This window comes from Psychrobacter sp. (assembly GCF_030457785.1).
GTDB lineage: Bacteria > Pseudomonadota > Gammaproteobacteria > Pseudomonadales > Moraxellaceae > Psychrobacter.
This window is the reverse complement of record NZ_JAKDUI010000126.1, coordinates 1-8,089: the sequence shown is the minus strand read 5'-3', so window position 1 is coordinate 8,089 and position 8,089 is coordinate 1. Positions and strand designations below refer to the sequence as shown.

The 8,089-nt window shown below is 44.1% G+C and carries 9 protein-coding genes; 6 read left to right on the top strand and 3 right to left on the bottom strand.

What is annotated here, in order from left to right:
* A partial coding sequence (locus tag L0J61_RS07245; RefSeq protein WP_301465684.1) for a hypothetical protein occupies positions 1 to 212 on the bottom strand: 212 nt, incomplete at its 3' end.
* Between the two features lie 232 nt (positions 213 to 444).
* Between L0J61_RS07245 and L0J61_RS07240 the strand changes: the two genes are divergently transcribed.
* The 5 genes from L0J61_RS07240 (at position 445) to L0J61_RS07220 (ending at position 4,576) form a co-directional block, all read left to right on the top strand.
* Complete coding sequence (locus L0J61_RS07240; protein WP_367651947.1) at positions 445 to 732, top strand: ArsR/SmtB family transcription factor; 288 nt, start codon at positions 445 to 447, stop codon at positions 730 to 732.
* Positions 733 to 761: 29 nt separating this feature from the next.
* Complete coding sequence (locus tag L0J61_RS07235; RefSeq protein WP_301465681.1) at positions 762 to 2,471, top strand: SulP family inorganic anion transporter; 1,710 nt, start codon at positions 762 to 764, stop codon at positions 2,469 to 2,471.
* A 284-nt stretch (positions 2,472 to 2,755) separates the two neighbouring features.
* Entirely contained in the window at positions 2,756 to 3,082 is a 327-nt protein-coding gene (locus L0J61_RS07230) for a sulfur transferase domain-containing protein (protein WP_301465680.1), read from the top strand.
* Positions 3,083 to 3,173: 91 nt separating this feature from the next.
* Positions 3,174 to 3,506 (top strand): TIGR01244 family sulfur transferase, encoded by a 333-nt coding sequence (locus L0J61_RS07225; protein ID WP_301465678.1) that lies wholly within the window; start codon positions 3,174 to 3,176, stop codon positions 3,504 to 3,506.
* Positions 3,507 to 3,715: 209 nt separating this feature from the next.
* On the top strand, positions 3,716 to 4,576 hold the full coding sequence (locus tag L0J61_RS07220) for a bile acid:sodium symporter family protein (protein WP_301465677.1): 861 nt from the start codon (positions 3,716 to 3,718) through the stop codon (positions 4,574 to 4,576).
* Here the strand turns inward: L0J61_RS07220 and L0J61_RS07215 are convergent.
* Complete coding sequence (locus L0J61_RS07215) at positions 4,573 to 5,445, bottom strand: LysR family transcriptional regulator (protein ID WP_301465675.1); 873 nt, start codon at positions 5,443 to 5,445, stop codon at positions 4,573 to 4,575. The two genes, L0J61_RS07220 and L0J61_RS07215, sit on opposite strands and share 4 nt — an antisense overlap.
* A gap of 176 nt (positions 5,446 to 5,621) precedes the next feature.
* Here L0J61_RS07215 and L0J61_RS07210 point away from each other — a divergent pair, with 176 nt between their 5' ends.
* A complete protein-coding gene (locus L0J61_RS07210) occupies positions 5,622 to 6,368 on the top strand; it encodes a glutathione S-transferase family protein (protein ID WP_301465673.1) in 747 nt (248 codons plus the stop codon).
* Between the two features lie 145 nt (positions 6,369 to 6,513).
* On the opposite strand, the gene L0J61_RS07205 is transcribed toward L0J61_RS07210, so the two are convergent.
* Positions 6,514 to 7,962, bottom strand: coding sequence for a sodium:alanine symporter family protein (locus L0J61_RS07205; RefSeq protein WP_301465672.1), 1,449 nt, complete (start codon positions 7,960 to 7,962; stop codon positions 6,514 to 6,516).
* Positions 7,963 to 8,089 lie beyond the last annotated feature (127 nt).

Sequence of the window (8,089 nt, the reverse complement as noted above, 5' to 3'; positions counted from 1 at the left end):
TTTAACAAAATCAACTGGACGTGCATTAAGGCATATATTAATACGGGCTGAACAAACGCAACGATGACATCTGTTTGTGACATGCATCTGTTTGCGACATGTAAGTGGCCAAAAATCTTACCTTCAGGCGTGTATAATGAGCAGTCGGTGATAAAAGCACTTCTTACTGTGTCACACGGACAACGCATGAGCACTCGTCCTACGTCATTCATTACTAGCACAGCGTGAACAATCAGTAGTGCTTGTTTGTTACTTGTTGCAAATATTTAACGCGCCCAAATACACTGTACTTTTATCAAAACCACCACGTTCTTTACTGCCATTTCATATAAGGAGCTTCCTCTGACTACTTCCACTTCAGCATTGGGCACACCCGCTCATAGCGTGAGCGATGACGTTTCACCTAATTCGACAGACTCAACCCCTGCTGACCTTGCCAAACAAATGCAGCAAGCATCCATGCAAGCCAGTCAGTTGTTAAAATCGCTTTCGCACCCCGATCGCTTGTTATTGTTATGCCAATTGACCCAAGGCGAATACTGTGTCGGTGAGCTTGAAGACTTGGTCGGTGTCGGTCAGCCAAGCTTGTCGCAGCAGCTTGGTATCCTCCGTAAGGATGAGCTGGTCAACACACGCCGCGAAGGCAAGCAAATCTATTACAGTATCGCAAGTGATGATGCGCTGGCAGTCCTCGAGCTGCTATATCTGCGCTTTTGTGCCAAAGCAAAATAATCATGTCTTTTTTGTGATGACACATTGATATGCCTTCTATCGTCGCCCGCATGGTTCCCGCTTGGCTGCGCCAATACCAGATAGCAGCCCTGCCCACCGACGTCATAGCCGGTCTCGTCGTCGGTATATTGGTGATACCACAAAGCTTAGGGTATGCAGTACTCGCCGGTTTACCACCCGTTTACGGCCTATATGCTTCAATTGTTCCTGTAATCGTTTATGCTTGGCTGGGTTCTAGTAATGTCCAAGCTGTCGGTCCTGTCGCTATTACCGCGATTATGACCGCAAGCAGTTTGCTGCCGTATGCCGATCAAGGTGTTGAGCAATATGTTTTGATGGCAAGTCTGCTGTCGGTCATGGTTGGGGCATTGCTGTGGCTTGCTGGGCGATTGAAGCTTGGCTGGATCATGCAGTTTATCAGCCGCGGTGTTTCGGCTGGATTTGTGAGTGGTGCTGCCGTTCTTATCTTTGTCAGTCAGCTCAAATATCTGACAGATATCCCCATTGCTGGGAGTACTTTAATTGGTTATTTATCTACCATGCAGATGTATGCACGCCAGCTGCACCCGCTGACTTTGCTCATCGGCGTGATTGCCTTTATTCTTTTGTTGGCCAACCGCTACGCCAGCAAATGGGTATGGCGAACATGGCTATCCGCATCCTACACCAAATGGGCGGAACGTTTATTTCCCTTAATTCTACTCGGTATTGCGATTTTACTCAGTCTGGCATTACATTGGAGCTCGCTAGGAGTCGCCACTATCGGTAGTGTGCCACAAGGGCTACCAAGTTTTACCCTCCCTCATGTACCTGATGTCGAGGAAGCGCTCAAACTTTTACCGACCGCGGGATTGATGGCTCTTATTATTTTTGTTTCTAGTAGCTCAGTCGCTAGTACTTACGCACGCTTACGCGGTGATAGTTTTGATGCCAATCGTGAACTGACTGGACTTGGACTCGCCAACCTAGCTGGCGGATTATTTCAGAGCTTTGCTGTCGCAGGTGGTTTTTCACGTACCGCTATCAATGTCGATTCAGGTGCCAAAACGCCTGTTGCCAGTCTTGTGACGGTGCTAGTGATGATCGCAACATTGATTGCCTTTGGCAATGTCCTTGCCCCACTTCCCTACGCCCTGCTTGGCGCTACTATTATGGCGTCGATCATTGGTCTACTCGACATTGATACCCTAAAGTCTGCTTGGAAGCGCGATCGATTAGATGCCGCAAGTTTTATCGCCGCATTCGCAGGTGTGCTCATATTTGGCCTTAACACAGGACTGGTCGTTGGTCTGATGGTATCGTTCGCCAGCCTGATCTGGCAGTCGAGCAACCCTCACGTAGCCGTTGTCGGACAACTCAATGGTACAGGGCATTTTCGTAATATCAATCGTCATGATGTCGTGACTTTTGGTAATTTATTACTGTTGCGAATCGATGAGAGTTTGTTTTTTGGTAATAGCGATTCGGTGCATCATCGTATCTCAGCTGCATTGCAGAAATACCCAGATGCGCACGAGCTTATCTTAATCATGTCAGCGGTCAATCATATCGATCTGACAGCCCAAGAAATGCTTAGCACACTTAATAAAGAGCTGGCATTGCAAGACAAACGCCTACATTTTAGCTTTATCAAAGGGCCAGTCATGGACGTCATCGGACAGACCCCCATCATTACGCAGCTATCAGGACAGGTTTATCTCAGTACCATAGAAGCCGTCGACGCGCTCAAGAGCGGTTAACAGTGCAGCTTTGACTCAAGGAAACGACTATTATTGTGTTCAATCATATGGTCAATAATGTGAATTACAAAATTTCGCGATGATAGCGCCTATGTTATGCTAAACCTGTTTACCTTTTAATAAATACTGAGATGCGCTGAATACAAAAAAGCGACCTAACGGACTTAATTTATAAGACATAACACGCCATAATCTCAGTCTGATTGATCTATTGTTGTTTTTAGCTGGTATTGCTCGAGTCCACTTGAATAAATACAATTTAACCAACCTCATTGAAGCTACTTATGACCGACGAAATCACGATTTACAAGCAAATCTACCCAAGCCAGTGCCGAAAAATTGCGGAGCTTGGCTATCGTTCAGTGCTCAACATACGCCCTGATGCTGAGGTAGCTAAGCAGCCAAGTAGTGGTGAATTTGCCACTGCTACCGAACAGGTAGACCTAACTTATCGTCACCTGCCTTTCGATGATGAGCGCCTAAGTATGATGACGGTCGAGCAGTTTGCCACTTGTTATCACACCATGCCCAAACCCATACTGATGTTTTGTGGTACTGGTGCACGTGCTAAGCTACTGTATCAAAGCGCACTGATGCAAGACCTATTGTGATGTTTGTATCGTTAGAATAACCAAAATACTTGTAATTAAAAATTTAATACCTTATCAATAAATAAGCCAATCCTACTAAAAAGGAGCTCACATGAGCCATCAAGTCAATATGACAGGGCAAATCACCCCTGACCAAGTACCAATGATTGCCGAAAACGGCTTTAAAACCATCATCAACAACCGTCCAGATGGTGAAGAACCAAACCAACCAACCAGTGCCGAGATCGAAGCAGCCGCTAAAGAAGCAGGGCTAGCATATAAAGAAGTATCTTTTGCTGGTAGTGAGTTGAATCAAACGCATGTTGAGACCTTCGCTGATTTCTTCAATCAAGCCGAACAACCCATACTTCTGTTTTGTCGTACCGGTAATCGTTCTACAGGTATCTACGAAGCCGCCAAGCAAATGGATCTACTGGACGACTGATCTGCTTGGGTTGATTGACTATCATCACCTCAGGACAGCTTAGATATATAGACGAAAATAATTACACAATAAAAGCTCATATAAGCATATGAGCTTTTATCACATCTACCAGTGGATTTTAGGGTATATTTATAGTGTTATCGCCACAAGGCATGTGAGCGAATAAGAAGTCATTATGAAATGACTGTCACTTTTACAAGGAATGTTTTATGAGTAATACCGCACTAGCCTTACTCCCTCTGGCTCTTGCCTACATCATGTTCACCTTAGGAACAGGGCTAAAACCCAATGACTTTAAGGTCATCGCCAGTCACCCCAAAGCCTTTTTTATAGGCTTGATAAACCAAGTTCTATTAGTACCTTTGGTCGCTTTAGCAGTCGTTTTAGTCATGGCACCGCCACCAGCCATCGCTTTTGGTATCCTGCTGATTAGTTTTTGCCCAGGCGGCGTGACTAGTAACATGCTTAGTTATTATGCCAAAGGCAATGTCGCACTTTCAGTCGCGCTCACTGGCGTGGTTAGTTTATTGTCAGTCGTGACCTTGCCCATCTTAATCACGATGGCATTTGATCATTTTATGCAAGATCAAGCAGGCTCAATCAGTGCGGTAAAAATTGGTATTGTGATGTTTTTATTGACGACGCTGCCAGTTACTCTTGGTATGCTTGCCCGCTATAAGTTTACCGACTTTATGATTCGTAGGGGCGGTATCTTAAATGGCTTAGCCAGTGTCTTCTTTGTGTTGATCGTCATTGCCGCTATCGCATCAAACTGGGAGCTACTACAGTCTCAGTTAACGTCGATGGGTCTCGAGCTTATTCTGATCATCATGGCACTATTTGTGTTGAGTACGTTGATATCTAAAGCGTTTAAACTCAGTTGGTTCGATGCCAAAACAATCTCAATAGAAACCAGCATCCAGAACAGCACGACAGCGATTACCTTAGCGCCTATCATCATGACGACGACCGTTGGTTTGCCGCCTATTGCCTTGCCTGCTGCGGTATATGGGGTGCTAATGTATATTGTCGCGCTACCAGTGATCGCACTGATTCGAAATAAAAACTAACTTGAGTACCTTTTACATACCTCTGCTAGCTGCGCCCGTCCAAAGTTTGGATGAGCGTTGGCAGCGATGACCATCTCTATGATAACTTCAGGTAGTTTGGGTAACGTAAAAGGCAGCGGATTGTTATTCTTGGTTAGGGGTGTCATCTGACCAAGGCTACTTTTCGCTACTACAGTGATACCCTTCCCTGCCATAACCAAACTGCTTATTGCACCCACACTATTAGCACTACAGATGACTTGGCTAGTGACGTTTATCTGACCCAGTCCTTGAATGGCTGAATGATGAAAATGACAGCTTTCGTCAAACAGGATTAGTGGGATACTGCGCGATTTCTCATAATTCTTTTTTAAGCGTTTTGCATCGCCATCGAATGCCCAAACACCTTGATCTTGTTGCAAAAAAAATCCAGCTTCTTTCGCTGATGAACGAGACACAATAGCTGTGTCCAACTCGCCCGCACTCAACATTTTACGCAATCTCATTGAATTATGACAATGCACGTGGATAGGTAGATTGGGCATACAGGTATGAATGATAGCAATGACTTTGGGCAATACTATTTGAGCATAATCATCCGGACAACCCAGCTGCAAAGGACGAGTGATTTCTTTGTTATCGTGCATTTGTCTTAACGCATCATCATGCAAACTGATGATATGCCGTGCATAACCGAGCAAAAACTTACCATCTTCCGTCAGCTCAAGACGACGTCCTAATTTAACAAACAACGTCTTGTCAGTTTGATCAGTCAGTTTTTGCATTTTCTGGCTAACCGCGCTTTGGCTACGATAGATTTGTTTTGCCGCGTCTGTATAGCTACCTGTCTCGACGACAGCAATAAAACAACGTAATGATTCAATATCCACTGGTGTGCCTCACTCACTTTTATTTTTATCTTACGACCAAAATAGCATATTAGTTATCTCAGCTGACATCCCCTCAATCCACAAATTACTGATGGGTGCCATTAGAATTTTGCGTTGGTGCAATGTTGAGACGATCGGCATAATAAAGTCATATTCAAAATCATTAGGATAGTCTTATGAACAGCCCCCTGCTCATCTCTGGTAATAAAAACTACTCGTCTTGGTCGCTACGTGCATGGTTATTATTAAAAGCCTTTGACATCGAATTTGATGAGCAGTCTATCGAGTTGTTTGACCCATCAGCAACGTCAATACTTGCAGAGCACGCGCCGACCGGTAAAGTCCCTGTACTCGTCTATTATCATGGTGGTAATAAGGTGACGGTCTGGGATACTTTGTCAATCGCCATACATATCAATGACTATTTAACAGATGTAGATATTTGGACAGGATTATGTACATCAGATATAAAAAGACACGCTGATAGTCACACTAGAACCAACAGTGCTTACTGCCAGAGTATCGTCGCTGAGATGCATTCTGGTCTCACTGGTATTCGCAATGAGATGCCAATGAACATCAGAGCCACGGCGCATATTACACCAAGCGCTGCTTGTTTGGCCGATATCGATAGGATCGAAACCATTATTACTGAGTGTTTAACGAACAGGTCGGCAGATAGCTATTTGTTTGGTAATTTTACGGTTGCCGATGCCTTCTACGCACCTGTCGTATTACGACTGCAAACTTATGCAACAGCATCAGGAATAGAGCTAAAACCAACCACTCTGCAATACTGCAAAACCATGCTCGCTAACCCACACCTACAAATATGGCGAGCTGAGGCACTGAAAGAAACTCGTATTATTAAAGAAGACGAAGCAGGAAAGACTCTATCGTTAGATGGTGTGCTAGCTGGTTAGCATTAAATGGACAGTACTCATAAAAATCTGACCTTACAATAGGCAGCAATGCACTTATACAAACCCACTAGCTACTCAAACAAAAAACCACCTCAGATAGGCTGAAGTGGTTTTTACTATTTATAAAGCATACAGCATGTACGTACTACTGTTTTTTATCTAAAGCTTCTTTTACTGCTGTTTTACCCCATGCACTCAGATCAATATCCAACTTCTCATACTCTTGCGCATCGAACAAAGGCTCTTTGACCCCTGATTTTAATTGACGTGCAAAGTCATCAAGTAGCCGTTTGGCTCGCGGAAATAGCATGATTAGGGCTAATAAGTTTGCTAGAGCCAGCACCCCCATTAATGGATCAGCAAAGAAGAACACTGCAGTTGCTTTTGGCGCCACCGCTCCAAGGAACAATATCGCAATAACAACAATTCGTAGAACAAAGGTCGCTTTTTTGATGTTCTTTTTGATCAAAAAGTTAATGGCATTTTCGCCCATATAGTAGTTATACATGATAGAGCTCAATGCAAACAATAGCAGCGATATGGTCAAGACGTACTGTGCCCAATCTCCTAGCTGTGTAGTCAGCGCCTGCTGTGCAAGCACAATACCATCTACTTCAGCACCTGGCTGATAAACACCACTAAGCAAAATCATAAATGCCGTTGCACTACATACTATCATCGTATCAATAAACACTGACAACGACTGCGAAATACCTTGGCTCACAGGATGAGTTGCATAAGCAGTGGCTGCAATATTGGGCGCAGAACCCAAACCTGCTTCATTAGAGAACAGACCTCGCTTCATACCTTGTTCAATCGCCACACCAATACCACCACCCACGACAGACTCGATACCAAAAGCATTTTTGACAATCATCACTATCAATCCAGGTAATTCGGTAAAGTTCAGTCCTATGATAATAAGCGCCATAACGATATAGACTAACGCCATGACAGGAATAACCACATCGGCAACTTTAGCAATACGCTGGATACCACCAAAGACGATAAACCCGCCAGCGATAACCAACACCACGCCTGATATCCAACGATCAATTCCGAAGCTTTCAAGGGCTGAGCCTGCAACTGTATTGCCTTGGAACGCCACGAAACCAATAGAGAAAGACAGCAGCAAGGCGATGGCATAAATAACGGCTAGCCAACGATAGTCTTTACCTAAACCATGTAAGATATAGGTAGCAGGGCCACCACGAAAATTACCATCGCTATCTTTGCGCTTATAAAGCTGAGCCAAACTACACTCAACAATGCTGGTCATCATCCCAATCAAGGCAACAACCCACATCCAAAAAACTGCACCTGGGCCACCCAAAGATATCGCAACGGCTACGCCAGCGATATTACCACCACCAACACGTCCGCCGATAGAGACAAGTAAAGCCTGACGAGCAGAAATGCCATCGTCTCCTACTTCATCAGTTTTAAATACACCAAACATGCGTTTAAAATATCTAAACTGCGCGAATCTACCCACAATGGTAAATAGCAAACCAAAGATAATTAACATAGGGACGAGCGACCAGCCCCACGTCAAATCTCCAATTTGCGAGAAAAAAGCTTCAAGATACGCCATGATTATTTTCCTTAACTTATATAACGCAAAAACCACATAATGCAATAATAGACTTTATCGAACCTGTCATTGTATAGTCAATTCCACCTAAAAGTGTTATAAATTAATTATCAAATCCAATTGTTAT

Bases quoted from the DNA above. Each gene is read 5' to 3' on its own strand.
- L0J61_RS07240 (WP_367651947.1), top strand. From the start codon at position 445: ATGCAGCAAGCATCCATGCAAGCCAGTCAGTTGTTAAAATCGCTTTCG.
- L0J61_RS07235 (WP_301465681.1), top strand. From the start codon at position 762: ATGCCTTCTATCGTCGCCCGCATGGTTCCCGCTTGGCTGCGCCAATAC.
- L0J61_RS07230 (WP_301465680.1), top strand. From the start codon at position 2,756: ATGACCGACGAAATCACGATTTACAAGCAAATCTACCCAAGCCAGTGC.
- L0J61_RS07225 (WP_301465678.1), top strand. From the start codon at position 3,174: ATGAGCCATCAAGTCAATATGACAGGGCAAATCACCCCTGACCAAGTA.
- L0J61_RS07220 (WP_301465677.1), top strand. From the start codon at position 3,716: ATGAGTAATACCGCACTAGCCTTACTCCCTCTGGCTCTTGCCTACATC.
- L0J61_RS07210 (WP_301465673.1), top strand. From the start codon at position 5,622: ATGAACAGCCCCCTGCTCATCTCTGGTAATAAAAACTACTCGTCTTGG.
- L0J61_RS07205 (WP_301465672.1), bottom strand. From the start codon at position 7,962: ATGGCGTATCTTGAAGCTTTTTTCTCGCAAATTGGAGATTTGACGTGG.